Consider the following 26,956-nt stretch of genomic DNA (forward strand, 5'->3'; position numbering starts at 1 on the left):
ACCCTATGATCAGTGAGCAAATTATACTGATTGTGTCTTTCTTAAAGAGGCGATGAAAAAACCGTCAGTATGATACCGATGTGGATACAGATGAAGAAAGCCATCATCAGATAGTTTGATGTCGGTGTTCTTTCTGTAAACCGGTTCGATTTCAAATGATGGCTGTTCCGAGAGAAAAGCTTTTACTACATCATCATTTTCTTTTCTAGTAATTGTGCAAGTACTGTAAACTAGTCGTCCACCTTTTTTCAGAAGCGGAGCGACAGAAGTAAGAATTTCCAGCTGGACTTTCTGCAGAGCGTGTATATCTGACAGTTTTTTCTGGTAGCGGATATCCGGTTTCCTTCTCATAAGACCTAGACCTGAACATGGGGCATCGATTAGTATCTTGTCGAATGACTCGTGTTCAAATGTTTCAGCGGCTTTTCTCGCATCCATGGCATTCGTTATTATTATATCAGCAAATCCCAGGCGATCCGCATTTTCTCTTATTTTTCTTATTTTTTTCTCATGGAGATCAAGAGCGGTCACCTGTCCGCCTTTGTTCTTATCCAGATAAGTGGCAATGTGGGTGGTTTTCCCCCCTGGTGCTGCACAGGCGTCCAGAACAGCATCCCCAGCTTCAACTTGCAGTGCTTCAGCAACGAGCATGGAACTTTCGTCCTGTATCGTGATGATTCCATCCTTAAATAAGGACGAGTGCACAGGCAGACCGCGCAGGCAGATCAGTCCGTTGTCAGACACTTTGCTCTTTTCAGTTTCAAATCCTTCCAGTTCCAGCTGCTTCTGGACAGCCTCCACAGACTTGAGTGTCGTGTTGACCCTTAAACTCAAGCGGGCCTTGTCAGATAAGGAATCGAGGATCTTTTCTGTCTCTTCCATTCCAACTTCTTCTGATAGAAGCGTAACGATCCACTCAGGGTAACTGTACTTAATGGACAATTTGTTTATCGGATCACTGATGTCGTCGACTGAACGTACCCCTTTGCGCTCAATAGCACGGAGCACGCCGTTGACAAACCCTGAGATCCCCCTATTTCCTATGATCTTAGCAATATTAACAGCTTCATTCACTATCGCATGTATAGGTACTTTATCGAGAAGTGTGATCTGGTATAAGGATACACGCAGCAGCTGCATGACCCATCCATCTATTTTCTTCTGCTTTCTGATAAATGGATCCAGTTGATAGTCCAGTTTCAGCTTATTCTGAATGACACCATATACCAGCTCAGTCAGAAAACGCGTGTCTTCTGGGGACAGCTGGTTCTGTCTGAGTACATCGTTCAGCACAATATTGCTGAAAGCCTGACTGGCTTCAACCTTGTCTAAAATCTCGACAGCCAGATACCGGCTGCTTTGCTTTATCTTCTTATTACTCAAATCGTTCCCCTTCTTCTAAGTGGTTGACTGCTCCCGGCAGATAGTCTTCTATCGTCATTTTAGGCTTACCGAATGGCTGAACTTCTTTAAGAGACAAGACCGTCTGCTCTCCGCACTGTACCTGCATCTCATCTTTCGTCAGCCTGACTATCGTCCCAGGAGCTTTATCCGATGATCTGTCGACTGCTTCTGCCAGCCAGATCTTAAATCGCTGACCATTCAGCAAAGCATACGCTCCTGGAAAAGGATTCATTCCACGAACTTTATAAGCGATCGTTTCAGCTCGCTTTTCCCAGTCGATTTTTTCTTCTTCTCTTGAAATCATGGGTGAAAAGGTTACTTCAGCCAGGTCCTGTTTTTCAGGCGTATGTGTACCTGAAAAAATATCCGGCAAAGTGTCGAGAAGAAGATCTCTGCCGACTAGACTCAATTTATCAAAAAGCGTTCCAACAGTATCTTCCGGTTCGATTGTCAGTGATCTTTGGGAAATGATGTCCCCTGCATCCATTTCCTTTTCCATGTACATGATTGTTACACCTGTTTCATTATCCCCATTGATCAGGGCATAATGAATAGGCGCCGCACCTCTGTACTTAGGCAGGAGAGACGCATGGACATTGATTGCCTTATATTTTGGGGCTTTCAGCATTTTTGTCGGCACATACTGTCCATAGGCGGCTGTAACGATGATATCGGGATCAAGTGCAAGAATCTGATCCAATTCCTCAGATCCGGATAACTTCTCCGGCTGGAATACAGCAATGTCATGTTCACGTGCTTTCTTTTTAACAGGTGGCGGGGTCATCACTTTTTTACGCCCGACTTTACGGTCAGGCTGAGTGACGACTCCAATTACCTCGTAATCTTCTTCCTGAATAAGTGCTTCCAGTATCGGCACTGAAAATTCTGGTGTACCCATAAATACGATTTTATACATAGGGTAAGCCCCTTTCTTTTTAAATAAAGTCGAGCGGATGATAATCCAGAGAAATAAATAGACCTTTTGCCTGTTCCTTCTGAGTACTTAACAGCAGCTCATGACACTTCTCTTTCAGTTTCTCTTCTTTTTTATACTTGATGATGGTCTGGAAATGATAGCGGTTATGTGTTCTGGCAATTGACTTTGGAGTCGGCCCCAATATAATAGCCTGCTTACTTAAGGACGGCTTCAGAAATTGAATGAATTCATGAATTTTCTTAGCTGCAGTCATCTCATTCTCATGACTGACTGACAGTTTAAGCAGATAGTAATACGGACTATATTCGCTGAGCCGTCTCAGATTCATCTCTTTTTTGAAAAAAGAATCATAATCGTGGTGCTTTGCTTTTTGAATGGCATAATGATCCGGGTTATAGGACTGAACGATGACTTCTCCAGTCTTCTGCCCACGTCCGGAACGTCCACTCACCTGGGTAAGCAGCTGAAAGGTTTTTTCTGCAGACCGGAAATCAGGCAGTCCAAGAGATGTATCTGCATTAATGACCCCAACTAAAGTGACATCCGGGAAATCAAGCCCCTTGGCTATCATTTGGGTACCAAGTAAGATGTCAGCCTGTTTCTGTTCGAAACGCTTGAACAGTTTCTGATGGGCCCCTTTTTTTCTAGTCGTATCGACATCCATCCGAATGATTCGGGCTTGTGGGAGACACTCCTGAAGTTCCTCTTCTACTTTCTGAGTCCCAGTTCCGTAATAACGGATCGCTGGGCTTGTGCATTTAGGACAGTTTCTTGGAATCCCTTCTTCATGACCGCAGTAATGGCACTTCATTGTCTTAGTATCCATATGAAGGGTTTGAGAAATGTCACAGTTGGGACATTCAAGTACATATCCGCAGTCTCGGCAGAGAACAAAAGATGAATACCCTCTTCTATTTAATAGAAGAACAGACTGCTCGTTTCTCTGGATCCGTTTGTCCAGTTCAGACAGAAGTGCATCTGAAAAAGTGGACCGGTTTCCGTTTTTAGCTTCCTCACGCATATCTATGACCTTGACTTGCGGCATGGCAGCCCGGTTAGCCCGCTCATTCAATTCAAGTAGGGTATAAACCCCCTTCATCGCACGCGCCCTTGATTCAAGCGAAGGCGTTGCACTTCCCAGAAGGACAGGACAGTTGTGATACTGTCCCCGCCAGACAGCGATATCGCGGGCATGATATTTAGGAAACTCTTCCTGCTTGTAAGTGGTCTCATGTTCTTCATCAATGATGATTAGTCCGATACGTTTGAGTGGAGCAAAAATACTGGAACGGGCGCCCACCACTACTTGTGCCTGTCCTCTCTCGATTTTTCTCCATTCATCATACTTTTCGCCATCAGATAAACCGCTGTGCAGGACAGCTACATTGTCACCGAATCGGCCTTTGAAGCGCTCGACCATCTGTGGGGTCAATGCGATTTCAGGCACAAGCATGAGCGCCCCTTTATCTTTTTTAAGAACTTCAGAGATCGTCTGAAGATAGACTTCCGTCTTGCCGCTTCCTGTCACACCCTGCAGCAGGAAGACATCATGCTGTTCAGTTTTTACAGCCTTGTCGATTGCGTCGAAAGCCACTTTCTGATCGGCTGTAAGCGAAAGAGGATGGCTCTGGTCAAAAGTGATATCTGAAAAAGGATCCCTCAAGACTTCCTTATCAACGACCTCACACCACCCTTTTCCTTCACCTGTACGAATATGTGACAAGGCAAGGCCATGTTCTTTAAATGCAGTGACTGGCTGTTCTTCTTCCTTTTTCATCTGCTGAAGCAGGTTTAAAAGCATCAGCTGTTTATGTGCATTTGATGGGATACCCATCTTCATTTCTTCCAGCTGCTCATATGACAATAACGGTCTGACATATTTTTCTGTTTTGACTGTACTCTTGTCCGTGACGACATAATCAATGTGCACTTTCTTTTCTTTTTCAAGTTTAAGGACAATATCCAGACTGTCTGCTTTTTCTGCTTCTTCCCAGCTTATTCGGTCTCTCCCTTTAAACAGATCGAACAGCAGATCTTCATCTATTTCATCAATAACACGAATTACCCTTACATACCGCGCTTTTAGAACAGCAGGAAGCATCGTCTGATAGCATTTGATCTGAAAGCTGAAAGTCTGATAAGCCAGATCTCTTCCAAGAGCAATCATTTCTTCGCTCAATACCGGCGTATTATCCATTAGGGACTGGATCTCTTTTATATCACCGGAGAAAGCTGTCTGATCACTGAATCCGACAACAAAGCCTTGTACCGTTCGGCTTCCCTTCCCAAAAGGAACGATTACTCTCATGCCTTTTTGAATAAACGCTTCGAAACGTTCAGGGATTTTATAGGAATAAGGCTGATTCGTCTGTAACGTAGGCACGTCCACTATAACATCAGCAAATAATGCCATCTGATTCTTCCTTTCAGTTCATATTCTTGACCAGCCAGTCGATGACTTCGACTGAAATTTCTGATTTGCTTCTTAAGCTTATCGTAACGGGTTCTGATTGTCTCGACAGCAGGGTCACTTCATTTTCATCCACATTAAAGCCTCTGTCTTTTTTACCGACATCATTTGCAATGATCAAGTCTGCATTTTTATCATTCAGTTTCTTTTCAGCGTACTGAATCAGATCTTCCGTTTCAGCTGCAAAACCGATGAGCACCTGATTTGTTTTTTTCATTTCTCCCAGGCTTCTAAGTATGTCCGGGTTTTTCTTGAACGATAAGGTTAAGGTGTCCTTTTTCTTCATCTTCTGTTTTTCAACGGTAGCAGGCGCGTAATCGGATACCGCAGCAGCCATGATTACTGCATCCGCATCGTCAAACTCATCGAACACAGTTTTCTGCATCTCTTCAGCAGACTCAACAGGGATACGGGTAATATAATCTGGTGTATCCAGCTGACTTGCACTGATTAAGACCACATCGGCTCCTCGCTTCCAGGCCTCCACTGCCAATGCATGACCCATTTTTCCTGACGAATCATTCGAGATATATCTTACCGGATCGATCCGTTCTTTTGTTCCGCCGGCAGTCACAAGGATTTTTCTGCCTTTTAAAGGAAGACTTTCAGATTTCTCTCTCATGAAAGCTTCCAGCTCATGTATGATCCTTGATTTTTCAGGAAACCGTCCTTCTCCACTGTATCCTTCAGCCAGAAAGCCAGTATCAGGGGTCATGACATATATGCCTCTATTTGAAAGCTTTTCGATATTTTCCTGAGTCACTGTATTTCTGTACATATTTCCGTTCATAGCCGGAACTGTAAATATCGGGCGAGTCACTGCAAGAAGAGCAGATGTCACGAAATTATCAGCTATTCCATGTGCCATTTTTGCGAGGGTATTAGCAGTCAAGGGGGCCACTAAAGAAAAGTCCGCCCAGTCAGCCAAATTGATATGATTGACAATACTTGGATCATCTTCTGCGTAGGTATCAATATAAACGGTATGTTTGCTCAGGATCTGAAAGGTCAAGGGTGTGACGAATTCTGCTGCACCTTTTGTCATAGCTACACGTACTTCCGCCCCATATTTAATGAGCTCTCTTAATAAGTCTACTGTTTTATAGACAGCTATTCCTCCTGTTACATATAGAGCGATTTTTTTCCCGTTGATCATTAGGTCACCTCATTACTGTTTTTATTAGTTTACCAATTTTCTGACTCAGTGTCCTCATAATAATTTTTCAGTCCGAACACTAGAAAAAACCTCTGAACTTGTCCAGCAAAGAAAAATCTTTGGTGAACAGACGATCAGAGGTTTCATGCATTTAGTTAGAAAGACTATCCGGATCCATGACCAGATCACCGGATTTAATTTCCTCAAGAGCTTTCCCGACATTCTTATGACTTTCGTAAGTATCCAGCATAGCAGCTGACTGGTTATCGTGAAGGTGTTTGGCTCTCTTGGCAGCCAGTATCACCAATGAATATTTCGAATCGATTTTTTTAAGTAAATCATCCTGTGAAGGGTATAAAAGCATTATTCCATCTCCTCTATTATCTCTGCGTATTCTCTTAAGTTCCTTGTCACTTTAAGGTGTTCGCTTTCGATGATGTTTCGAATTTTTCTTGCTGCATTTTTCACTGTATCATTCTCTACCACATAATCGTAATATTGAATCAGCTTAAGTTCTTCAACTGCCTTATGCATTCGTCTCTCAATCATTTCATCACTGTCTGTTCCACGGTTGACGATTCGTGACTTAAGTTCATCCAGATCAGGTGGCGACAGAAAAATAAAGATTCCCTCAGGCATTTTTTCTCTGACCTTCAATGCCCCCTGAACCTCGATCTCCAGAAAAACATCACGGCCTTCATCAAGCGTCTGATTGACATAATCCAATGGAGTACCATAGTAGTTCCCAACATACTCCGCATATTCCAGCAGGCCGTCTTCTGCAATCAGCTGTTCAAATTCTTCTTTAGTTCTGAAAAAGTAGTCAATGCCTTCTTTTTCACCTTCACGTCTTTTACGTGTGGTCATTGAAATGGAATAATCGAATTCATTTGAATAATTATCGAAAATTGCTTTTCTTACTGTTCCTTTTCCTACCCCGGACGGGCCGGACAGAACGATTAGTAATCCTCTATCTTTCATTTACAAGTCCTTCCCAACACAAATTCTCCATGAAAACTTATCCTCAATTCTACCATATTAAACTATAGAAATGAAAGGTAATTTTACTTTTCCCCATACAAACCTAATTTTTTGTTCAAAAGATATTTACAGTATAAAGCAATAATGAACGGAAAAGGTCTTGTTCGGATCATAAGCTTATAGAAAGGCGTGTCCCACTTAAGCTGCTCATCTTCAAGTCTCTCAAGAATCTGAATAACAAGTGACCGGTTCGATATGAGCGGTAATCCTTCAAGAAATTCCTCGGTCCACTCTTTTCCACTTAAAAGAAACCGGGGTTCAAACTCATCGACAGGCTTTTTCCGTTCTGCCTCTCTCATTTTTATCAGACGGTGGATCAGCTCACTTTGGAACTCGTCTACACTGTATATTTTATCAGGGATCATGTTGAATAGTTTACCTGTCAATTCACATAAAACTAAAGAAACAGTGGTCTCATCGACTGTCCCACCCCATCGTTTTTCGAGCTCCTTCAAGAGGATCAGCTGATGGTTATCCTTTTTAATATAATCATAGACCCCTTTTGAGCGTTTCCCAGTCAGAAGGCCATTCAAGGCCACATAAAAGACAGATTCATCCTTGTCTAGTGTCTCGCTATCATAAGTATACCATAGACCTTTATAGAGGTCCGGTCTGGCTAACTTCATCGTCTCACAGTAGCCCAGTTCTATATTCACTTCTGTCCTGTTCGTGTCAAAAAGCAGCATATCTCCAAGCGGCCACTTTGTTCGGATCAGTAATGACTCACATTCTTCTATCCGATGGTCATAATGCAGAAGGCCTGGACCCTGAACATCGACAAGAATAATCTGATCAGGTGCTTTATTCAAGGCCATATTTATCGGTATATTATTGCGGTAACCCCCATCAATGTACGGTGTCCCATCGATTATTTTTTTCTGAATAGCCGGATAGAGCGAAGCACTGGCAAGAAGGTAGTCATTCAGCCTGCCTTCTTCAATATCGTCCAGAAAATAATACTCGATTTCTCTCGTCTTCAGGTTGGTTGTCGACAGACCGAAGACTGTTCCATCGTTTCTTATCTTATTTTCATCATCGATATACGAATCGATGAGTTCTTTTAAAGGAGCGGAACTCACTCCTTTTTCTCGAATGATTTTGATCAGAAAACCAGTTAGTGTCCGCCGGTACTCCTTAAAACTGTCTATTTTCAGTGGAGTATCCATATCCAGAACCTTACCTGTTTCGATTTCTTTCCACATGCTTTCTGCCTCAGACACATCACCCAGAATGTAAAGCGCCCCGTTCAGAGCGCCCACTGATGTTCCTGTAATGATATCGGGAACATAGTCCAACTCATCAAGTGCTCTCCAAACACCTATTTCAAATGAGCCGCGAGCACCGCCTCCGCCAAAAACAAGTGCTCTCTTTTTGTTCTTCTTTTCAAAAAAGGATGATGTCATGACTGTTGCCTCCTGGCCGATAGCCTATTTTCATTCTATAAAGTTCCCTAATTATCAATACTATGTAAAAACAGTGAAAACAGATATAAGATCTAAGCATCTTATCATCTATTTTCACTGTCTCCGCCAGTTACTACTGTCCCATGTCTTTTACTTTCATCAGACGTGTAATAGCTGAACGTTCACTTTCATCAAGCTTCATTCGAATGAAATAAATCGTTTCTTCGAGCTGCGGGATGGTCATATACTCCAGCGCATTAACTCGTCTTCTTGTTTTTTCAATTTCATCTGCCATCAGCTGACATGTTTTCTCGATTTCAGCGAGTTCAAGCATCTCTGGCATGACTTCAACCAGGTATTCAAAAGTTAAATCCAGTTCACCATTTGAATTCAAGTAGCCGTAACTTAGTTCACTCGCATCTTCTGTATGAGAATCATAATGAAAATTCATTTGAGGGACACGCACACTCATAATATTCTTGCGATCGATGTTCAGAGATACGCTCTGGCTCGGCACAGCCATCAGTTCCTCAATATAATTTTCATGTAGCAACGACTTGGCCATAGCAAACGACTGCATCGCTTTCTCGAGCTTTTCTTCTACCTGATTTCTGAGTTCATTATTCTTTCTGATGAGCTGAATGAACTGACGCATCAGTTCATCCTGCTTGTCTTTCAGAAGCTTGTGCCCTCTGCTGGCAAGGTTCAATCTTTTTTTCAGATTAGCCAGTTCCATACGAGTGGGGTTGACATTTAATTTAGCCATTTACCTCACTCTCCTTTTGGCAGGTATTTGTCAAGCATATCATCCTTGATACGTTTCAGTTCTGCACGAGGCAGGACTTTCAGAAGATCCCAGCCAAGATCCAGTGTTTCCTGGATCGTACGGTTAGTGTAGTTCCCCTGATTCACATACTCTTTTTCGAATTTATTCGTAAACTCGACATATTTTCTGTCTGTTTCTGACAGAGCAGCCTCACCTAAAACGGCAGACAATTCTTTTGCTTCTTTCCCCTGTGCATAGGCAGAGAAAATCTGGTTCATTGTCGGCGCATGGTCTACTCTCGTCTTCCCTTCACCTGTCCCTTTGTCTTTTAGTCGAGACAGAGAAGGAAGAACATTGATCGGTGGCTGGTAGCCCTGGTTATAAAGTTCACGGGACAATATGATCTGTCCTTCAGTGATATACCCTGTCAGATCGGGGATCGGATGGGTAATGTCATCCTCAGGCATAGTCAGAATCGGAATCTGTGTCACAGATCCTTTTGTTCCTTCCAGTCGACCTGCACGTTCATACAATGTCGCTAAGTTTGTGTACAGATACCCAGGATATCCTCGACGTCCAGGCACCTCACGACGAGCAGCTGATATTTCACGCAGGGCTTCGGCATAGTTAGTCATGTCGGTCATGATGACCAGAACATGCATGTCTTTTTCGAAAGCCAGGTATTCGGCAGCAGTCAACGCCATTCTTGGTGTTGCAATACGTTCGATTGCCGGATCATCTGCAAGGTTGATGAACAGAACAGACCGGTCAATCGCTCCAGTTTTCTTGAAGTCGTTCATAAAGTACTCGGCTTCTTCAAATGTGATCCCGATTGCAGCAAATACGACAGCAAATTTTTCATCTGCATTCGTTACGCTAGCCTGACGGGCGATTTGAGCAGCCAATTCTTTGTGCGGAAGGCCAGAACCGGAAAATACTGGAAGCTTCTGTCCACGAACAAGTGTATTCAGGTGATCGATCGTAGAAATACCTGTCTGAATGAATTCATCCGGATAATCTCTAGCAATCGGGTTAATTGCGATACCATTGATATCCAGACTTTTTTCAGGGATCAGGTTTGGTCCCCCATCACTGACTCGCCCCATCCCATCAAAGGTTCGTCCAATCATATCTTCTGACACATCTAAAGAGAGAGGTTTGGCCAGGAAGCGCACTTTAGTTTCTTCCAGGTTGATGCCTGTGGATCCTTCGAACAATTGAACCACTGCTTTGTCTCCGTTGATCTCAAGGACTTGTCCTCTTCTGCGCTCGCCGGTTTGAAGTTCGATATCGACCAGTTCGTCAAATTTCACGCCTTCGACACCTTCGACCGTCATCAGCGGGCCGACTACTTCGGAAACTGTCTTATACTCTTTAAGCATCTGATTCTACACCGCCTTTCTCTAGTACTGTCTGAATGTCATCTTTAGTTTGAGTACGGATTGTCTCAATCGTTTTGATTTCATCTTCACTTATATATTTCATTCGACCGATGCGTTCACGGACATCTTCAGTGCCTTTGATAATTTCATCATAATAGGCACCCAGATCCATCGCACGTACTGCCTGATCTTCATAATTTAAAATCGTGTAAAGCATTTCGTACTGTTTGTTTCTAGATGTGTAAGTATCCACATCATCGAATGCATTCTGCTGTAGGAAGTCCTCACGAATCATTCTCGCTACAACCAGTTTCAAGCGGTCTCGCTCTGACAGAGATTCTACTCCGACCAGACGAACGATTTCCTGTAGTTCGGATTCATCCTGCAGGAGGGCTTTCGCTCTAGTAACCATTCCATTCCAGTCTTCTCCCAACTGCTTACCAACATAGTCATTCATTTCATTACTATATAATGAATAGGAATTCAGCCAGTTGATTGACGGGAAGTGACGTCTTTGAGCAAGAGAACTATCTAGACCCCAGAATACTTTAGCTACACGCAGAGTGTTCTGTGTAACGGGTTCAGATGTATCCCCTCCAGGAGGAGATACGGCACCAATAGCTGTAATGCTTCCTGTACGGTCTCCAGATCCAAGAGTAACAACTTTACCTGCTCGTTCATAGTACTCCGCTAGACGAGACCCAAGGTAAGCGGGATATCCTTCATCACCAGGCATTTCTTCAAGACGACCTGACATCTCACGTAAAGCCTCTGCCCATCTGGACGTAGAGTCAGCCATGATCGCAACGGAGTAACCCATATCACGGAAATACTCTGCAATAGTGATTCCAGTGTAGATAGATGCTTCACGAGCCGCTACAGGCATGTTCGATGTATTGGCAATCAGTACGGTACGTTCCATGATTGATTCTCCGGTATTTGGATCGATCAGCTCAGGAAACTCATTAATAACATCCGTCATCTCATTCCCGCGTTCTCCGCAGCCTACGTAGACAACTAAATCAACATCTGCCCACTTTGCAATCTGGTGCTGAACTACTGTTTTTCCGGCTCCAAATGGTCCTGGAACAGCGGCAGCTCCACCTTTAGCAACTGGGAAGAATGTATCGATGACACGCTGACCGGTAATTAGTGGTTCTTCCGGGTTCAGCTTTGTTTTTATCGGACGGCCTCTTCTTACTGGCCATTTCTGCATCATAGTGAACTCTTTATCGCCGTCTTCTGTCTCCAGTACATAGATAGATTCACTAATTGTAAACGTTCCTGCAGAAATTGACTTTATTTTACCTTTGACTCCGTGAGGAACCATGATGCGGTGTTCGATCACGTTTGTTTCCTGAACGATACCGACGATGTCGCCCTCAGAGACCTCCGTTCCTTCTTCAAGGGATGGAGTGAATTCCCATTGCTTTTCACGATTCAGCGGCTCGATGGACATGCCGCGCTCAAGAAAGTTGCTGTTAGTTTTTTCCATAAATTCATCCAGTGGTCTCTGGATCCCATCAAACATCTGAGAAATCATACCCGGAGCAAGCTCTACGGATAACGCTTCACCAGTTGTTTCAACGACTTCACCCGGACCTACCATAGACGTTTCTTCGTATACCTGTATAGAGGCAACGTCGTTTCTCATTTCAATGATTTCACCGATAAGGCCTAGTTTACCTACACGGCAAATATCCTGTATATTAGCTGTTTCCATCCCTTTAGCTGTAACTAAGGGGCCAGAAACACTTACTATCGTTCCTTTACTCAAAATCGTACCCTCCTATAAAATATTTTGACCCACTGCTTTTTCGACATTTTCCTGCACACGTTTTTTACCAATACCACGTGAGCCTGCATGATTAGGGATCAAAATGATGGCAGGTTTCATTTTAGCGTCATAGCGTCTAATCGTTTCAGGGACTAATTCTGCCAATTGTTCTGTCAGGTAAATCACACCATAATCCTTGTCAGCCAGACTGTCGATGATCCGACGGGTCTCTTTTGCTTCTGATGCGAAATAAACAGAAAATCCAAGCATTTTGAATGCCAGAACAGAATCTTTATCTCCGACAACTCCAATTTTATTGGGCATAGTTTAATCGCATCCTTTCTCTTATGCCATCAGCCGGCACACCGTTTTCCTTACCGGAAAGTATCAGTCTGAGATTTTTGACTTCGATTTCCTTTGCATAGAGATAAGCGAGTACCGGCATCGGTCCAAAGGACTGAAGCCTGGCATTTCTCATCGTAGTCATGTATGCATCATCTGTCTGCTGGTCGATCTTTACTGTAGACAGTTCATTTGTTTCAGAGTCAACTGACGCTTCAATCAATTTGCGGTAATCGGTTGTTCTGAAATACTGTAGAGCGTACTGCTGTCCATTTTCGGCAATATCGAGCAAATCATCTTTAGGAATCGATCCTGAGCTCGATAGAACGGTCAGCAGAAAATTGCGTGTCCTATTCTGTTTCATTCCTCTGATCAAAGTAGATATATTTTTATAATCTATCATCGATTCTGTCAGTTCGGGTACGCCCTCTTCTCCTGTCTGATCAGCTAAAATACGAAGATGGGTAAAGTACCGTCTGTCGAGTATGATATCCACAGCCTGAACATTATGATATTGATCGAAATCTTCCTGAAGTTCATGGATACTGTCCATATACTCGACTGGAAGGACATCAGATTCACCTGTTCTTACCGCCTGTCTCAATTCTGATATAGGATAACGGCCGATCGGGATGAATAAATGATCCAGATCCTGATCTGTAAACTCTTCTTTAAAGAGAACTTTCAGGTTATGATAGGCATACCTCAACCCAGCGAGTTCTATCAATTCCTTGTTGGGAACAATCTCTAGCAGTTCATCAAATGTCTGATGAAGCTCATTCATGAACATTTCATCATAACTTTTATCTTCTTTGATTCTATCGACATCATTCCGGTAAGGCGTTTCTCTTAAAACATTGACAGCATCTTCAAATGAATCTGCAGTCAGCATGCGTTCGAAATGAGATCGAGTGAGGAGATCATTCTCGTAAATACGAATGAGAACATTACTTGAACCATAAGCGGTATCTTTCAACTGTATTCTCCTCCTTAAAATAATTCGTTAGAAATATCTGGTAAAATGTCAGTTTTGGCATCTTCCACTAAAGAATCGAATAAGAAGTTGTATTCTATGCCATTTTTTTCGATAAGAAACCCGGACTGTCCTTTTACAGTTTCATCCGATACCAAGACAGTCAGTTCAGCTGGTTTATTAGCTGTTACCCAGGCTCCATCAATGGAATGGGCAGACTTTTCACCCAATTTCAAGGTCACTTGTTCTTCGTTTGTAAACTGCTTCAATACATTTGCAGTAAACTGTCGAAAAGTTTCTTTATCCAGATTATCCAGTTTGTATTTAGCCTCTTTGAACGTGTTGTTCAATATAGACTGCTTAGCAGCCAACACTTCATTTCTTCTTCTGATATCCAGTGTATTTCTTCGAATCGTGTAATCATGCTCGGCATCTGCTTTGATTTGCTCCTTAGCTTGAAGACGTTTCTGTACCTCTTCTGCTTCGGCAGCCTGAATATCATCTTCAGCCTGTTTTTTAGCTTCTTCAATTTCAGTTCGTATAGCCGCTTTTTCTTTTTCAACGACTCGTTCAGTCAATAATTTTAAATCTGCCATGATTTCCCTCCGTTTCAGAGTAATAATAATGAAATGAAACAAGGAATTCAGTTATTAAGTGTCAAACGGCTGCCTGATCACTGAACTCTAAATTCCTTCCTTTCATTTATTACATGAAGATGATCATCATCAGGGAAATAACGAAACCTAAAATTGCATATGTTTCAACCATCGCTGAATAAATGATTCCTTTAGTTGTATGTTCAGGTTTCTGAGCAAGAATCTGCATAGCAGCTACTGAAACTCGTCCCTGCAATGTACCGGATGTCAGTCCAGTAAACCCTACAGGAAGTCCAACCATCAGGTAGTACCATCCAGTTGACACATCAAGGTTAGTAGACAAGTTGATAATGATCAGTAGTCCGATAACGAAACCGTAAAGCCCCTGTGTTGCTGGAAGCATCTGAAGAACTAGTGCACGACCGAATTTTTCCGGCTGTTCTTTTGTCAAGGCAGCTGCTGCTTCACCTGCAGATCCTACCCCTCTTGATGATCCGATACCTGAAAGGATGACTGCCAGAGCGACACCTACTGCACCAAATACAAAACCTAAATTATCTCCAAAAAACAGTTCAAAGTTACTCATTATTTTTTTCCTCCATTATTATAAATATAGTTTTAACCGTTATTATTGTCTTCCATCCAGACATGTTTTTCAAGCATTTTAAGTGGAGTCAGTGGTCTGCCTCCGCCTTCGAAGAATTTACCGAAGAACTCAACGTACTGCAGTCGGGATGTGTGGACATAAGCACTTAAGAATGTCAGTGCTATATTTAGTGCCTGCAGGGCAATAATGATCAGAACACCTACAGTAAATCTTGCTATAGGCGGCAGGAAACCGATGATCATATTGAACGCCATCGCAATATTTGCACTTGCTACTGCCAGTGCCATCAGTCTTGTATAACTGACAATATCTCCTACATAACCTGATATTCCATATAAATTGTATGCTCCAAGACCAATACCCAATGCTTTGTTGGAACTGGAAATTGCTGAAACAACAAGGATACCAACTGCATTTAGAACCACAAGTCCAATACCGACTTGAGTCAGCAATGGAATATTTAATAACATAGCTCCTGCAACCCAGAGAATAAACCCTATCAGCATAAGGAACCAGGCATATCCATCCACGTATGAAGAGGCTCTCTGCCCCTGCTTGCCTTTGATGATTCCGTTCAGAACCAACCCGTACAGCAGCTGGATCAGTCCTAGTACAACTGAAAATGCCATAATTTCAAGGACATCATCCTGTAAAGAAAAGACTTGTATGGGCAGCTCTATTCCGAAGAAACTTCCGAAGAAAAGACCAAAAGCCATTGTCGGGAATGACAATGTATAGAGGAATTTCAGAAAATTGCCCATCGATCCTTCTATGTTAAATGCCTTAAGGGCAAATAATGTGACCCCAAACAGAAGCAGCCCATAACCAAGATCAGCTGCCATCATACCGAAGAACACCATAAAGAACGGCATCATAAGCGGGGTAGGATCAACCTCATTGTATTTAGGATAACTGAACATTTCTGTGATCATCTCGAACGGACGGACAAGTTTATTATTCTTGAGCACCACAGGTACATCATTATATTCCTTCATTAAAATATCGTCGGAAAGAACAGCTACTTCGCTTTCACCGGTTGAGCTCTCGATATTGGCTTTAAGGGAATCTACCTTTTCTTCTTCTATCCAACCGGACAGCAGAAAAAGATGGGGGCTGTCTATGAGCAGCGCATGAGCCTTTTCCCGTTCGGAAATATTGTAGAAATATTCTTCTGCTAGTTCAAGATCTCTATAGAGTCTTGTCCATTTTCTCATATCAGATATAAGAGAAGATTTTTCGTCTCTAACTTCTTTCTGACCGGTCAGGTTGCGATAAAGTTCGTCTTCAGGTAGAAGTTCGTGTGAGTAAGTCAATTCTCTGTAGCTGTACTGGGCTATCAGTTCATCAAAGTGCTTTTTCTCTGTTTTAGGAAGAATCAGTAGATACGCCACTTCATCACTTCGTCTGTAGACTTCATCGTAATAGACTTTTCCATTTTCACGCAGTGACTGAACCAGAGAATCAGACTGTTCTTTGTCAACTGTGCCGACCAGTACATCCATAAGCCTGAAATCACTGACTTCTTCCGGCATAAAGCTAAGAGCCCGCCATTTTCTCAGAAATTCCTCTTCCTGTTTCAGTCCTTTGAGTCGTTCATCCAGTTCGTTCAAATGTTTTTCCTTCTGAGAGACTTTCTCCAGAAGACCCTCAACATCTGCAGTTTCCACGTGACTTTCAAGCTCTTTAAGTGTGAAAACATCCCGCTTGGTCTTAAGTCTTTCAATCAGCCCAGGCTGATCAACATAATCTTTCAAATAATTAATTGCATATTCAATATCCTGAAGTTTCGACTGACTGTCACTAGCCACATCACTCGATACGTTAGTTTCAAATTCACTGAGCAGACTTTCTTCTAGTACGTCAGCTAAAGGAATAATTTCAAGACTTTGCATTTCCTGAACACTTTTTAACACAGCTTCCTTGTTAGAATGTTCCGCTAACAAGGTCAGTTTTTTCATTTTAGCTATTGCCATATCGACGCAATACCTCCTCTGCTATTCGACTGGCCAATCTGTCTTTTTCCGATTCATAGGTAGCGTTGAATCGGTTAATGTCTTCATTGATCTGCTCTTCAAACACTTTCTCATCTTCACCCAGTCTGGACTCGACCTGTTCCTGCTGCTCTTTTCGATAGGCAGCAAGTTCGTGTTCAGTCTGCTCGTTTATTTTCTCCATCCGAAGAGCAGTTCCAGCCTTGATGTCTTTTATCTCTTTTTCAGCATTGGCTCTAAGTTCTTCAACTCTAGCCTCTGCATCTTTTACGTAATTAATTGCTTCACGGTTCACTTCATTCTCCCCCTTTCAAAAAAAGGGCGCAGCTAACAGGCCTTCTTCTCGCCCTAGAAGAAAATAACCTTGAAAGCTCACGCCCAACCGCATTGATATAAATTGTACTAACAAAATTTATAATAGCATACTCTCAAAATTAGTGTCAACTGAAACTTATCAGCAGTCTCTTTATTCAGGACTACTGTAATGAGGGGAAAGTGACTGTTACCGTTCTTCTCCATAACTGAAGACGGATAAAGAGCCAAATCCTGTATGGGCTGCAACTGTCGGACCATAGCTTGATACAATAATTTCCTTAGGACTCACTTTTTCAAGCAGTTTCTCTCTGACAAAGTCAGCTTCCTCAGGCACTCCAACATGACCGATAAAGACAGCATGCTCTTCTTCATCTCTTATGTTCTTGACTGTCTGATCGACAAGGAATTGAAGTGACTTCTTCCTGCCTCGAACTTTTGAGGACGGGACAAGCTTTCCTTCACGGTTCATGATGATGATCGGCTTGACATTGAGCAGTGAACCAACTGTAGCTGCAGTAGCTGAGATCCTTCCTCCTCGCTGCAGATGTTTAATGTCATCTACTGTGACCCAGGAATGGTAGTTCAGCTTATTATCCTCGACCCAATTGACCAGTTCATCCTTACTCATACCTGCCTCTTTTTTCAGTGCAGCTTCATAGACCAGCAGGCCTTCTCCAAGACTGGCTGCCCGTGTGTCGATGATGGTCAGATCCACATCATCATATTCTTCTTCAAGCATCTGCTTGGCTTGACGGGCACTATTAAGTGACCCACTCAATTCTGAAGAAAACCCTAAGTAAATAACCGGCTTACCTTCATCTACATATTTCTTAAACTTTTCGAGATAGGCATGAACGTTGACTTGTGATGTTGAAGCAGTCTCTCCTTCTTTAAGTCGATTAAAAAAGGACGTCTTATCGAACGTTTTTCCCATATCATCGATCAGCTCTTCTCCACTGATAGTAATTGTGAAGTTGACAATATCCAGGTCGAATCTTTCCACTAATTCCAGCGGAAGATCACAACAGGAATCGGTTATCAGCTGATAATCCATAAAATACCCACTCCTTATAATGTATTCATTCCTATTATACGTTTTTTTTAGTTAAATAGAAACAAAAGCACTAAAATATCCTCCCCACTTCAGTTTTATCTTCAGTTCCTTCATTCCTATAGTCAATAAGCTTTTGAGAATCTCATTAGACAAACGTGTTCCAGACAATCACAAAAAAACTGCATGAGACTCTTGACGAATGTATGTTCGCAAGCTATACTAAAGGTAACATATGTTCGGGGAGGACGATCATGAGTAAATTAGCTATTGAAACACAGCATATTGTAGATGTTTTCAGGAAAGGATACGGCGCTCTGTTTTCTACCAGTTTATCTAAAGTTCAGCCGCAGATGCCAAAAAGTCAGTTGGGTTTATTCCTTAAGCAGTCTGTCAAAAAACAGCAGCGTATTATCGTTCAGGTCAACCCTACTGCTCATTCAGATCAGATCAACGAGTTTATAGGGATACCAGTATTTTCACCTCATTCAACTCAAGTCATTATAAAAACAGCTTCATCACGAACTACTTACTTAATTAATGCCAAAGACATCAGACATATCAGATTGACAAAATAAAAAACAGCTATGGAGACAAGATCATCTCCATAGCTGTTTTTTGATTATCTGCTCACCCGACTGGCCGGATTCAGTTTTCTTTCAAGCCATGCCAGGACAAGATCAGCTGCAACAGCCATGAGTGCAGTTGGAATAGCACCGGCCAGGATGATTGCTCCTCCTTGAGAAGCATTCACGCCTCTCTGGATAATATCTCCTAGTCCACCTGCACCGATAAACGTTCCAATAGCAGTTACACCGATAGCTACGACCAGAGCGTTCCTTAATCCAGCCATAATCACCGATAATGCCATGGGCAGCTCCACTTTGTAAGTCTGCTGCCAGCGGGTCATTCCCATCCCTTTTGCAGCATCCATCAAAGCGTTGTCTACATTCTTCACACCCGCATAAGTGTTTTTAACGATCGGAAGAAGTGAATACAGGAATACAGTGATAATTACTGTGTTGACACCAATCCCGAACCCAAGCATTAGGATCGACAGCATTGCGAGAGATGGTATGGTCTGTATCACGTTAGCTGCTCCTACTACCCAATCAGCCAGTTTACTGTGTCTCGCTATATAAAATCCCAGAGGAATAGCAACGAGAGCGGCAAACAGCACACCGTAAATCGAGATAAGAAAGTGACGGACAAACTGATCCCATAGATAGGGGCCATTCTGCTGAACGTAGTAAATCAGCTGCTGGACGATATTCATTTGCGATAATTCATCTAGCCCTTCAATATTTAACATCTTATTCCCCTCCTGCTGGTTCGAGATATGGTTCACTGTCTTCAAAGTAGTTATTAGCTTCAAGAAACTCTGTAGCTACAGTGGCCGGTTCAATAAGATACTCGTCAGCGATAAAGTTCATTTCCTGCATATATTCCGTTTCTATGACTCCTTCAAGCTTCAACAGGATGTCCTCGAGGAGAGGATACTCTTCAAGAGTATCATAAAGAGCTGACGGACTTGCGTCATATGGAGGGAAGAAATTTAAGTCGTCCTCCAGAAATACCAGATCATAGCTGGCGATTCGTCCATCTGTAGAATACCCCAAGACGATGTCCATGTTGCCGGACTGAACTGCATCATATACTAGACCTATCTCCATGGGGTAGACGGTATCGAAGTCGAATTCATATGTTTCCAGAAATGCTCTGTAGCCATCTCCTTCTCTTTCCATCCAAGAATTATCGACTCCAGCAGTCAGGTCTTCAGCAATGGGTTCGAGATCGCTTATTGTTTCAAGTCCATACTCTTCTGCCAGTTCACTCGTTACGAGAAATGCATAAGTGTTTTCAAAACCATAGGACGGGAAGTATTTCATATTGTACTGTTCTCTAAATCCTTCTGTTACAGCGGCTCTTGCTTCATCAGGATCCGTAATTGGATCCATACCCAGCTCTCCTGTCAAAGCAGTTCCCGTGTAGCTTGCAGCAGCGACATCCGCATCTCCCTGCGCAAGTGCCTGTGTCACCATCGTGGATGACCCGAGATTTTGAATAACATCCGCATTGATATCAGAGTAGTGATTGACCATGCCCTGTACAATGTATCCTAAGATGACCATCTCAGTAGATGACTGAGTAGCAATAGTAATATTACCTTCTTCAGTCAGACCTGCTCCCAGACCAGGAAGAGAACAAGCTGTCATCAATACTGCTGCAGAACTCAAAGCAGCAAGTTTCAAATTTTTCTTAAATTTCATTATTATCAGCCTTTCTCTATTCTGTGACTTGGTTTCTAGGTGTAACCTTCTTCTCTACTCGTCCTAATACAAAATCCACCAGTAAAGCCAGGATGGTCACAGGGATCGTTCCTCCTATGATCAGTTCAGGAATGTAGAGGTTCAACCCATTAAAAATGAAATCTCCAAGTCCACCTGCTCCTATATATGATGCAAGAGCTGCCCAGGCGATAACGTAAGTTCCTGACAGTCTGATACCCGCCATGATTACTGGAGCTGCCTGAGGGAGTTCCACCTTCCTGACCAGCTGGGATTCGGTCATCCCCATTCCTCTGGCTGCATCTACAAGATCAGGATTCACACCCTTCATGCCTGTATACGTATTTCTGAGAATAGGCAGGAGCGAATAGATAAAGAGTGCCATGATAGCTGGAAACTGTCCGATCCCAAGAAATGGAATCATCAGAGCCAGCAGTGCCAGTGACGGAACAGTCTGAAGTATGGAAGCCAGACCGATGAAAAATGTCGCCAGTTTATCCGTTCGTGTAAGTAGGATACCGATCGGCACTGCTACGATCACACCTAATCCTAATGCTACTATTGATATATATAAGTGTTCCCAGATCAGTCGCATCATCTGAGCACCGTAGTTGTTAAGAAAATCGATCACTGAGGTCTCCTCCTATTCTGATTCTGAAAACTGGGTCGTTTCTAGAGGAATGCTTTCCACTTCTTCGTCATCTCCCCAGATTGTATCGTACACAATATCTACTAGTGACGCCCGTGTGACAAGCCCTTCCAATTTGCCTTCTTCGCTGACAACTGGGATGTTCTTGTATCCACGCTTGAGCATCTTGTCTGCCACACTGCTCAGCAGGGTGCCGGATTTTACATAATAGACATGAGACACAATATCCTGAACAGTTGACGCTTTCTGTCTGTTTTTATTGATTGCTTCGAAATCAACCAGCCCCTGCAGTACATTATTCATATCAGTCACAAATAATGTGTCTACTCTTCGGTCTCTCATGACACGAATAGCTTCTCCCAGTGTAATATCCTGTGTGACCGAAATAGGTGTTTTCACCATAACCTGATCTACGGTCTGCATCGTTGATCGCTGTTGAAGTCTGTCCTCACCTAGGAAGCTTTCGACAAATTCATTTGCAGGCTCAGCTAGAATGTTATCCGGTGTGTCATATTGAATGATTTTTCCTTCTGACATGATCGCAATTTTGTCTGCCAGTTTAAGTGCTTCGTCCATATCATGAGTAACGAATACAACCGTACGTCCCATCTCTTCCTGGAGGTGCTTGACCAGTTCCTGTAAAGCATCTCTCGTTATAGGATCCAGTGCTCCGAATGGTTCATCCATGAGAATGATGTCCTGATTAGCAGCAAGTGCTCGGATGACACCGATCCTCTGCTGCTGTCCACCTGAAAGCTCCTGTGGATAACGGTCAAGAAATTCCGGTCCCATATCGACTCGTTTCAGTAATCGTTCTGCAGTTTCCTGCATTTTTTCTTTGTCCCACTTTAACAGCTTGGGTACCATGACAATATTTTCGTAAACTGTCATATGGGGCATAAGGCCAGTCTGCTGGATAACATACCCGATTTTTCTCCTCAACTGCACGGCATCTTCTTGCTTAATATCCTTTCCATCAATAAGGATCTCTCCCGATGTCGAATCGATCATACGGTTGATCATCCTCATTGTCGTAGTCTTCCCACTTCCTGATGTTCCAATCAGGACAACAAATTCACCTTCGTTGATCGTGAACGTTACATCGTCAACAGCCTTTGTTCCATCTCCATACACTTTTGATACATTCTTGAACTCGATCATGATCGTATCTCCTCTACATTTATTCTGTTATGCTCTGAGTTTAACCCATAAAAAAACTGTATGAAGTCACCAAAGGAATAGACCTTCCTCACCATCACACAGACTCAAACACATAACTGGATTATGTACCAGTAGGTTTCTCACATTTTTTTAATAATTATGACTACCTTCTGGCTATTTTAGTTTCCATAAGCAATTATATGCATTCTATCATACATATTTTTGCAAATAAAAGGTCCTTATTAATTATTACAGAAAGATGACGCAATTGCAAATGATACGTTTATTAGCATTTTCAGCTTACAGATCAACATTGAAAGCCTTTTTATATTTTTGCATATAAAAAACAAATTTAGATAATTAAATTACAATGAAATGAGAAAATGTAAAGCTACCAAAAAAATAACGTCTGTTCAAACCCATAGGAAGAACCGGACGGTCTTCTGAACAGGATGAACAGACGTGAATATTATTTAAAGTATGGGTGAAAAAAGCCGAGAAAACTGCTGTTTGAAAATTTCCCATTTGGAGTAATTGTCGATCATATCTTCTGTGAGTAAATATGAATTTTTCTCATCCTCTTCAAACAGCCTGACCTGTTTCTTGGCAAGGTAACGATCATAAATAAATGCATTGACTTCAAAATTCAGACGGAAACTTCTGATATCAAAATTAGCTGTCCCTACTGATAAAATTTCTCCATCTATCACGATAACTTTCGAGTGAAGAAACCCTTTGTCATAAATATGAACTTCTGCCCCACTTTTAACCAGCTCTTCAGCATAACTTAGTGTAGCACGATAAATAAATGGATGATCAGGCTTGTTCGGTATCATGACTTTTACTTTTATTCCTGACAGAATGGCTATTTTAATTGTTTCCATAAGCGCTTCGTCAGGAATGAAATAAGGTGTTTGAATCAGCACGGATTCTTTAGCCATGCTGATCATTTTGATGAATCCTTTCTTGATGGCATGCATCTCATTGTCTGGTCCACTGGAAACAATCTGCATGTCCGTAGACCCTCTTAAACTGGAAAAAGGAAAATATGTTTCCTCGTAGTTTACCTGCTTATCTTTAACAGAAGCATTCCAGTCCATCAGAAAACGGGTCTGCAGAGTAAGAACTCCATTACCTTCTATTCTCAAATGTGTATCTCTCCAATACCCCATATCTTCATACATGCCAAGGTAATCATCCCCTACGTTAAAACCACCAGTATAGCCGACCTTTCCATCAATAACCACGATCTTCCGGTGATTTCTATAGTTCAGTCGCAGGTTGATCAGGAAAAACTTAGAACCAAAAAATGGTTCAGCCTGACCACCGTATGTTCTCAGTTTATCAAAGAAGTCTTTGCCCAATACTCTGGCACCAACTGGGTCGTATAACACTTTGACCTCAACACCCTGCTTAGCTTTTTCTTCGAGAGCTCTTAAAAGCCTCAAACCAATATTGTCTCCTCGGAAAATATAATAGGTCACGTGAATATGATGCTGCGCTTTTTCAATGTCTCTAATAAGCTGATCAAACTTTTCCTCTCCATCACTGATGATTCTTACTTTATTGCCTTTTGTTAAAACAGCCTGATTGCTTTCAAGAAATAAGCGAACCATCTCAAATGTCTTGTCCTGATAATTTGATTCAGGAACATCAAGGTTCTCTGATTCGATCAGGATTTTCTGTGACTCGACTAATTGAGGCATCCCAATTCGATCCTGACTTCGAAGATCAAAAATAGATTCCTTTGATATTTTCCTTCCTAAAAACAGATAGATCAAAAATCCGAATCCAGGCAGCATCGTAATGACCAGCAGCCAGGCCCAGATTGCTGCAATGTCCCGTTCCTTTTCTTTAAACACAGTAAATATGGCTAAAGCCGAGTTCAGAAAAATAAAGCCCCAGAAAATCGTGCTTAAAATCGTCATACAGGTCTCCTTTGTACACTATGGTAATGTTATTTATCTTAGTGTACATTAGCCTGTAACCTCCTGTCCACTATCTTAAGCCAACAGGGGTTATTTGCTTTTTGGCACAAAAATCAGTGGAGACCGCTCATACAGCATCAATAGAACAATCATGGTAACAGCGGCAGTTGCCAGCATACTAAGACCATTCATAACCAGTGAGAATGTAAAGGCACTAAAGCCCCATAAGGCATAGTCTCCCCAGAATATCCAGCCGGCTATGAAGTGCCAGAAATATCGTGCAACGGCTCCTGCTAGAACAGCAGCAACGATCGTTAAATTTACACGTCTGTCTTTCTGATTTCTGATCCCCTCAAGAATGTCCTTGGAGTAGAATCCGGCCAACCCAATGCTTGCATAGGTAATCGTATATTCAATAATGACTTGATACACATTCAGCATATATACTGAGCCAGTAACAAAATGAAGGATTCCCCATAAAAAACCGGCGAATATTCCCGGTCCCAGTCCTCTCCTGATGGCGTAGAATGTCAGAGGAATCATGCCTAAAGAAACACTGAAAGACGACCCTATTCCTGAGGGGATCCAGGACAGCACCATCCCTAATGCGGCAAATAGTGTCCCTTCCAGATAAATCCTCAACTGTCTGTTCTGCATAAAAAATCTCCTTCTCTAGTTAGTTTACTGAACTAGGGAAGGAGATAATGACATATTGAGAGCATAGTTGTACATACTCCAGATTGTCGATCTCAGTCAAGTACTCTTCCTACGCACGTATGAACGTACAGGTTCGAAGGGTCTGAACTCACAGTTCACTCTCAGCCAATTTATTGACTCCCCTAGTACAGTATCTGTTTTTATTATATACCAAAAACTTATCTTGTAAAGCGTCTATTCTGATTGACTTCCATTATAACAGGAAGAATGATCGGTCTTCTCTTCGTTTTCTTGAATAGATGATTATTCAAGCCTTCACGGATATCCTGCTTGATTGAACCCCAGTCAAAATCATTATGTTTAAGATTCTTTTTAACGATATTTTTAACAATATCTGTGGATTCATTGATCAGATCCTGACTTTCTTTAACGAAAACAAATCCACGCGTCACGATATGAGGGTCAGATACGATACGCTGCTTTTTACGGTCGATGGTGACTACTGCAACAAAAATACCGTCCTCTGATAAAAGACGTCTGTCACGCAGGACGATGTTTCCAATATCACCGATTCCAATACCATCAATCAATGTATTATCTGCAGATACCTGTCCGCTCTGTGTCATTTTATTCTTAGCATAGCTGACGACGTCTCCATTACTCAAAATAAAGATATTCTGGTAAGGGATACCTGTCTCATTTGCCAGGTCCGCGTGAGCAGCAAGCATTCTGTATTCACCCTGAATCGGTATGAAATAAGTCGGTTTCAGCAAGTTGATCATCAGCTGCAGATCATTAGGCGTCGCGTGTCCGGACGCTTTCAGTCTGCCTGATAACTTAATAACTGTACCGCCGGCTCTGTAAATCAGGTTTTCAGTCTCAGCTACCATAACTTCCATCGCTGTAGATGGACTGGTAGCAATAAAGACAAGATCCCCTTCTTTGATATTGACTTGATCATGATTATCTGTAGCCATACGGTTTAATGTTTTAATCGGTTCACCAGCTGATCCCGTTTCGAGAATCAGAATCTGATCGTCATCGTATTTATCGATCTTGCTGATCGGTACGATTAGGTTCTCATCCGGCAGAGTCAGCTTGTCAAGATCCATGGCAGTTTTCAAAATGGCTTCGAGGTTCTTTCCAGTGATGAACACTTTTCTACCTGAACTGTGTGCTGCATTTAGAACCTGTTGGATTCTCAAAATGTTGCTTGCAACTGCAGCTACGATGATTCGGCTGCTGGTATCCTGAAAGATATCTAGAACTTCTTCCTGAACTTTTTTCTCAGACACATTTTCAGTCTGACTTTCTGCGTCACCAGAGTCACTCAGCAAGGCCAGCACACCTTCTTTACCTAAGTCCGCGATCTGAGAAAGATCTGTACTGTACATGTCCTGAGAACTCTGATCGAACTTGAAGTTTCCAGTATAGACAATATTTCCTTCTTCTGTATGGACAGCGATACCCATTGAATCTGGAATCGTATGGGTCGTACGGAAGAACTTGACTGTTGTTCCGTTAAAGTCGATTTCAGTGTGTTCATCGATCACATGATAGTCATCGAATGATGTTGTCAGATTGGACTGACCCACAAACAGCTTAGCTAAAGCTATAGTCAGCTCTGAGCCAAATACGGGTACATTGAATGTATCCAGGAAATAAGGCAGTGCGCCGATTGCATCTTCATGCCCATGAGTCAGAAAGACTCCAGCTATTTTATCTCTGTTATCTTCAAGGTAACTGAAATCAGGAATGACGGCATCGATTCCGAACAGTTCATCTTCAGGGTACATCAGTCCGCAGTCCAGGACGAAAATATCGTCTCCAGATTCCAGTACATACAAGTTTTTACCATTTTCTCTTACTCCTCCAAGAGGAATAATTTTTATATTACTCACAATCTTCCACCTCTAATACGCTTGTTACAGCATTTGATTTTATAGTTTATTTCACCTATGTACGTTTGCCTGTTATGTGCTTAACAGTTTCAGTATAGCATAGATATAGGCAAATGCCTACTTATCAGGTATACTGAGCCTAATGAACTTATTTACAAAGG

Annotated in this window: 25 protein-coding genes, 1 riboswitch and 1 other annotated feature; of the genes, 1 reads left to right on the forward strand and 24 read right to left on the reverse strand. The window is 42.3% G+C overall.

The genetic code is table 11. The features are described from left to right. Positions 1-21: 21 nt before the first annotated feature. From rsmB to BMX79_RS02540, 17 genes are all read right to left on the reverse strand, one after another. Positions 22-1,383 (reverse strand): 16S rRNA (cytosine(967)-C(5))-methyltransferase RsmB, encoded by a 1,362-nt coding sequence (rsmB, locus tag BMX79_RS02460; RefSeq protein WP_091478820.1) that lies wholly within the window; start codon positions 1,381-1,383, stop codon positions 22-24. Further along, a complete protein-coding gene (fmt, locus tag BMX79_RS02465; protein ID WP_091478821.1) occupies positions 1,376-2,320 on the reverse strand; it encodes a methionyl-tRNA formyltransferase in 945 nt (314 codons plus the stop codon). The genes rsmB and fmt overlap by 8 nt, the downstream gene beginning before the upstream one ends. A 19-nt stretch (positions 2,321-2,339) precedes the next feature. Further along, positions 2,340-4,754, reverse strand: coding sequence for a primosomal protein N' (gene priA, locus BMX79_RS02470; RefSeq protein WP_091478823.1), 2,415 nt, complete (start codon positions 4,752-4,754; stop codon positions 2,340-2,342). Between the two features lie 13 nt (positions 4,755-4,767). Then, complete coding sequence (gene coaBC / locus BMX79_RS02475) at positions 4,768-5,967, reverse strand: bifunctional phosphopantothenoylcysteine decarboxylase/phosphopantothenate--cysteine ligase CoaBC (protein WP_091478825.1); 1,200 nt, start codon at positions 5,965-5,967, stop codon at positions 4,768-4,770. A gap of 151 nt (positions 5,968-6,118) precedes the next feature. Continuing rightward, the gene (rpoZ, locus tag BMX79_RS02480; protein WP_091478826.1) at positions 6,119-6,331 is read right to left on the reverse strand and encodes a DNA-directed RNA polymerase subunit omega; all 213 of its coding nucleotides are present in this window, start codon (positions 6,329-6,331) and stop codon (positions 6,119-6,121) included. Continuing rightward, on the reverse strand, positions 6,331-6,948 hold the full coding sequence (gene gmk, locus BMX79_RS02485) for a guanylate kinase (RefSeq protein WP_091478828.1): 618 nt from the start codon (positions 6,946-6,948) through the stop codon (positions 6,331-6,333). Before gmk ends, rpoZ begins: the two co-directional genes overlap by 1 nt. Before the next feature lie 83 nt (positions 6,949-7,031). Then, a complete protein-coding gene (locus BMX79_RS02490) occupies positions 7,032-8,411 on the reverse strand; it encodes a patatin-like phospholipase family protein (RefSeq protein WP_091478829.1) in 1,380 nt (459 codons plus the stop codon). A 133-nt stretch (positions 8,412-8,544) separates the two neighbouring features. Beyond that, positions 8,545-9,177, reverse strand: coding sequence for a V-type ATP synthase subunit D (locus BMX79_RS02495; RefSeq protein WP_091478831.1), 633 nt, complete (start codon positions 9,175-9,177; stop codon positions 8,545-8,547). Positions 9,178-9,182: 5 nt separating this feature from the next. Further along, complete coding sequence (locus tag BMX79_RS02500) at positions 9,183-10,559, reverse strand: V-type ATP synthase subunit B (RefSeq protein WP_091478833.1); 1,377 nt, start codon at positions 10,557-10,559, stop codon at positions 9,183-9,185. Further along, the gene (locus tag BMX79_RS02505) at positions 10,552-12,336 is read right to left on the reverse strand and encodes a V-type ATP synthase subunit A (RefSeq protein ID WP_091478834.1); all 1,785 of its coding nucleotides are present in this window, start codon (positions 12,334-12,336) and stop codon (positions 10,552-10,554) included. The genes BMX79_RS02500 and BMX79_RS02505 overlap by 8 nt, the downstream gene beginning before the upstream one ends. Before the next feature lie 12 nt (positions 12,337-12,348). After that, positions 12,349-12,660: a V-type ATP synthase subunit F gene (locus BMX79_RS02510; protein ID WP_091478836.1), complete on the reverse strand. Its 312-nt coding sequence runs from the start codon at positions 12,658-12,660 to the stop codon at positions 12,349-12,351. Beyond that, positions 12,650-13,654 carry a V-type ATPase subunit gene (locus BMX79_RS02515; RefSeq protein WP_091478838.1) on the reverse strand — a complete coding sequence of 335 codons (1,005 nt, stop codon included), beginning with the start codon at positions 13,652-13,654 and terminating at the stop codon, positions 12,650-12,652. Before BMX79_RS02515 ends, BMX79_RS02510 begins: the two co-directional genes overlap by 11 nt. A 14-nt stretch (positions 13,655-13,668) precedes the next feature. Then, positions 13,669-14,247 (reverse strand): V-type ATP synthase subunit E, encoded by a 579-nt coding sequence (locus BMX79_RS02520; RefSeq protein ID WP_091478840.1) that lies wholly within the window; start codon positions 14,245-14,247, stop codon positions 13,669-13,671. A 109-nt stretch (positions 14,248-14,356) separates the two neighbouring features. Beyond that, positions 14,357-14,833, reverse strand: coding sequence for a V-type ATP synthase subunit K (locus BMX79_RS02525; RefSeq protein ID WP_091264998.1), 477 nt, complete (start codon positions 14,831-14,833; stop codon positions 14,357-14,359). A gap of 32 nt (positions 14,834-14,865) precedes the next feature. Continuing rightward, positions 14,866-16,827 (reverse strand): V-type ATP synthase subunit I, encoded by a 1,962-nt coding sequence (locus tag BMX79_RS02530; RefSeq protein WP_091478841.1) that lies wholly within the window; start codon positions 16,825-16,827, stop codon positions 14,866-14,868. Continuing rightward, positions 16,814-17,140, reverse strand: a complete 327-nt coding sequence (locus tag BMX79_RS02535) for a hypothetical protein (protein WP_091478843.1) — start codon at positions 17,138-17,140, stop codon at positions 16,814-16,816. The genes BMX79_RS02530 and BMX79_RS02535 overlap by 14 nt, the downstream gene beginning before the upstream one ends. 42 nt (positions 17,141-17,182) lie before the next feature. After that, positions 17,183-17,229 (reverse strand) — a sequence feature (sodium ion sensor (DUF1646 type); this cis-regulatory element may regulate processes involved in with the transportation of sodium ions). Positions 17,230-17,347: 118 nt separating this feature from the next. Then, positions 17,348-18,214 (reverse strand): DegV family protein, encoded by an 867-nt coding sequence (locus tag BMX79_RS02540; protein WP_091478845.1) that lies wholly within the window; start codon positions 18,212-18,214, stop codon positions 17,348-17,350. 251 nt (positions 18,215-18,465) lie between these two features. On the opposite strand from BMX79_RS02540, the gene BMX79_RS02545 reads away from it, so the two are divergent. Further along, on the forward strand, positions 18,466-18,789 hold the full coding sequence (locus tag BMX79_RS02545) for a hypothetical protein (protein ID WP_091478846.1): 324 nt from the start codon (positions 18,466-18,468) through the stop codon (positions 18,787-18,789). A gap of 44 nt (positions 18,790-18,833) precedes the next feature. Here the strand turns inward: BMX79_RS02545 and BMX79_RS02550 are convergent, their stop codons facing one another. The 7 genes from BMX79_RS02550 to BMX79_RS02580 all read right to left on the reverse strand — a co-directional run bounded on the left by BMX79_RS02550 (position 18,834) and on the right by BMX79_RS02580 (position 26,795). Further along, complete coding sequence (locus tag BMX79_RS02550) at positions 18,834-19,523, reverse strand: ABC transporter permease (protein WP_091478848.1); 690 nt, start codon at positions 19,521-19,523, stop codon at positions 18,834-18,836. Position 19,524: 1 nt separating this feature from the next. Continuing rightward, positions 19,525-20,481 (reverse strand): osmoprotectant ABC transporter substrate-binding protein, encoded by a 957-nt coding sequence (locus BMX79_RS02555; protein ID WP_091478849.1) that lies wholly within the window; start codon positions 20,479-20,481, stop codon positions 19,525-19,527. A gap of 16 nt (positions 20,482-20,497) precedes the next feature. Beyond that, positions 20,498-21,130, reverse strand: a complete 633-nt coding sequence (locus BMX79_RS02560) for an ABC transporter permease (protein ID WP_091478851.1) — start codon at positions 21,128-21,130, stop codon at positions 20,498-20,500. 12 nt (positions 21,131-21,142) lie between these two features. Beyond that, entirely contained in the window at positions 21,143-22,309 is a 1,167-nt protein-coding gene (locus BMX79_RS02565; RefSeq protein WP_091478853.1) for a betaine/proline/choline family ABC transporter ATP-binding protein, read from the reverse strand. A gap of 473 nt (positions 22,310-22,782) precedes the next feature. Then, positions 22,783-24,237: a cardiolipin synthase gene (cls, locus tag BMX79_RS02570; protein ID WP_091478854.1), complete on the reverse strand. Its 1,455-nt coding sequence runs from the start codon at positions 24,235-24,237 to the stop codon at positions 22,783-22,785. A gap of 90 nt (positions 24,238-24,327) precedes the next feature. Next, positions 24,328-24,894 (reverse strand): energy-coupled thiamine transporter ThiT, encoded by a 567-nt coding sequence (gene thiT / locus BMX79_RS02575; RefSeq protein ID WP_091478856.1) that lies wholly within the window; start codon positions 24,892-24,894, stop codon positions 24,328-24,330. 88 nt (positions 24,895-24,982) lie between these two features. Next, positions 24,983-25,088: riboswitch (TPP riboswitch) on the reverse strand. A 24-nt stretch (positions 25,089-25,112) separates the two neighbouring features. After that, positions 25,113-26,795 carry a ribonuclease J gene (locus tag BMX79_RS02580; protein WP_091478858.1) on the reverse strand — a complete coding sequence of 561 codons (1,683 nt, stop codon included), beginning with the start codon at positions 26,793-26,795 and terminating at the stop codon, positions 25,113-25,115. Positions 26,796-26,956 lie beyond the last annotated feature (161 nt).

Source organism: Alkalibacterium pelagium (genome assembly GCF_900109325.1).
Taxonomy (GTDB): domain Bacteria; phylum Bacillota; class Bacilli; order Lactobacillales; family Carnobacteriaceae_A; genus Alkalibacterium; species Alkalibacterium pelagium.